This window comes from Microbacterium sp. C7(2022) (assembly GCF_028823665.1).
In the GTDB taxonomy this organism is placed as follows: domain Bacteria; phylum Actinomycetota; class Actinomycetes; order Actinomycetales; family Microbacteriaceae; genus Microbacterium.
Genome location: NZ_JAPEHV010000072.1, coordinates 1 through 255, shown reverse-complemented (window position 1 = coordinate 255; position 255 = coordinate 1). Strand labels below are relative to the sequence as shown.

Here is a 255-nt window from a genome sequence, read left to right as displayed (position 1 = left end):
TTTGCCATATCTTTAATCTGAGCCTGGAAAGTAATGTTTGTCCCCACACCTGGAGAGAAGCTAAAGTCAAATCATTACCCAAGAATGCTTGGACTTTGCAAATGCGTATTAGTCTGGAACCTCTCAGTTCATTTTTGATTTCCAAGGGGCGTTATCGACAGGCGGAGACAACCAATCAGAGCAACAAAACACCGGCAAACAAACATTTCTTATCAACATAAAGTTTAAGTGCAGTTGTTTGTTCTTCTTTTAGAG

General features: G+C 40.0%; 1 protein-coding gene. It reads left to right on the top strand.

Going from position 1 to position 255, the window contains the following annotated elements; genetic code table 11:
- Positions 1-221: hypothetical protein (locus tag ON062_RS13715; RefSeq protein ID WP_274647701.1), on the top strand; the 221-nt coding region annotated here is incomplete at its 5' end.
- Between the last annotated feature and the right edge of the window lie 34 nt (positions 222-255).